The organism is Microvirga tunisiensis, from assembly GCF_009296175.1.
Classification (GTDB): Bacteria; Pseudomonadota; Alphaproteobacteria; order Rhizobiales; family Beijerinckiaceae; genus Microvirga; species Microvirga tunisiensis.
In genome coordinates, this window is the sequence record NZ_VOSK01000743.1 from 1 (window position 1) to 1,463 (window position 1,463).

Genomic DNA, 1,463 nt, shown 5'->3' on the forward strand with positions numbered 1-1,463 from the left:
GGTGTTCAAGCTGGTGATGGCGGCCGCAAGAAGCTGGCGGAGGTTGATGGGCGAAAACCAGTTGCCCAAGGTGATCGCCGGTGTCAGGTTTAAGGACGGCACCGAGATCATTCCGATGCCGACAAACAGCGCCGCCTGATCGGCCCCATCACCTAAATTCCGTCATAGCTCTCCACGCCAAGATCCCAACCGCAGAAAGGACGCGCTTCATAAGTTCTCCCGGGCGGTGGTCAACCGCGCGGGCGCCGTGCTTGTCGGCAACATCTCGTCCACCTGGCAGATCGCATCGGGCGCCGCGAAGGCGACGCACGATGTGAGCTGGTCCATGCTGCGCAACTTCCTGAAGTACATAGCGATCACGCTGGAGTTGCCCTCGCAGAGGTGAATGAGGCTTATACAACGCAAACCTGTACTGAGTGCGATGCGCTCAGCGGCCCACACGGTCGAGAAGGTCTTGCGGTCAGGCAATGGGTGTGCAGCGACTGTGGTGCGGTCCACGACCGCGATCGGAACGCCGCCCTGAACATTGCCCGTCTCGGGTGCGAGACGCTGGGTCTGAAGGGACCTGGAAGCCGCGTCCTTTAGGACGAGGAGGCATCACATAGAAAGCGCGGTACTCAGATCCGGCTCTGGCAAACCCATAGCCCGGCTGATGATGATGCTAACCACATGGTCAGCCAGCATCCGCAACTCAGCCCGCTCTCCCCGTGAGAATGAGCGCGGCTTCGTATCCAAGAGACTCAAGGAGCCAAGGCGGACTTCCCCCTCATAAATGAGTGCAGCCCCAGCGTAGAAGCGGAGGAAGGGGTCACCCGTCACAAGTGGGTTGTTCTTGAAGCGCTCATCAGCACGAGCATCGGGGATGACGAGGACCTCGTCTTGCAGGATCGTGTAGGCACAAAAAACCAGATTGCGGGGGATCTCCGAAACATCGATACCCTGGCGGGACAGGACCAATGCGCGGTCAGCTTCGATGAGATTGACGAGACAGAGCCCAACCCTGAAGTGGTCTCGGGCGAAGGCGGTAATCCGATCCACTGTCGCATCGGGGATGCACTTTTCAACCTTCAGGTCCGCGAGAGCGTCGAGACGCAGCACCTCATTCGGATCAAGGGTAAAGTCCAATTCCACCTCCTGAGAACAGAGGCATCGTCCGAACACATCGCTTTCACAAAGAAAGAGATGCGCCAAATGTTCCGCATGGTCATCCCCGCTGCCCTCCGCCTCCTTGCCCGCTGCCTCGCTCTGGGCCTGTTGACCGTTGTGAACCCCCCAAGCCTCGCTGAAAGCTTCGACGGACACCTGGCAGTTGAATGGCGCCCACCTGCTAAGCTGGCCGATCGTATTCACCTGCGCTGGTTGCGATGACCTGACTTGCGGCTTGGGCGAGCCAATCTGTTGCGCCTTTTTCATCGCGGCGAGGTTTGGAACGTCGGAACGCGTTGGCGGAGAAGACATGGGGT

At 59.4% G+C, this 1,463-nt stretch carries 3 protein-coding genes and 1 pseudogene; 3 read left to right on the forward strand and 1 reads right to left on the reverse strand.

Annotated elements, in window-relative coordinates; genetic code table 11:
* From FS320_RS43315 to FS320_RS51340, 3 genes and pseudogenes are all read left to right on the forward strand, one after another.
* Positions 1–139: pseudogene (locus FS320_RS43315) on the forward strand (IS256 family transposase); the annotation flags it as partial.
* A gap of 87 nt (positions 140–226) precedes the next feature.
* Positions 227–385, forward strand: coding sequence for a hypothetical protein (locus FS320_RS46845; protein WP_162003637.1), 159 nt, complete (start codon positions 227–229; stop codon positions 383–385).
* The gene (locus tag FS320_RS51340) at positions 382–585 is read left to right on the forward strand and encodes a zinc ribbon domain-containing protein (protein ID WP_162003638.1); all 204 of its coding nucleotides are present in this window, start codon (positions 382–384) and stop codon (positions 583–585) included. Before FS320_RS46845 ends, FS320_RS51340 begins: the two co-directional genes overlap by 4 nt.
* A gap of 12 nt (positions 586–597) precedes the next feature.
* Here FS320_RS51340 and FS320_RS43325 read toward each other — a convergent pair.
* Positions 598–1,463 (reverse strand): GAF domain-containing protein (locus FS320_RS43325; RefSeq protein ID WP_152718645.1); only part of this gene is annotated, 866 nt, incomplete at its 5' end.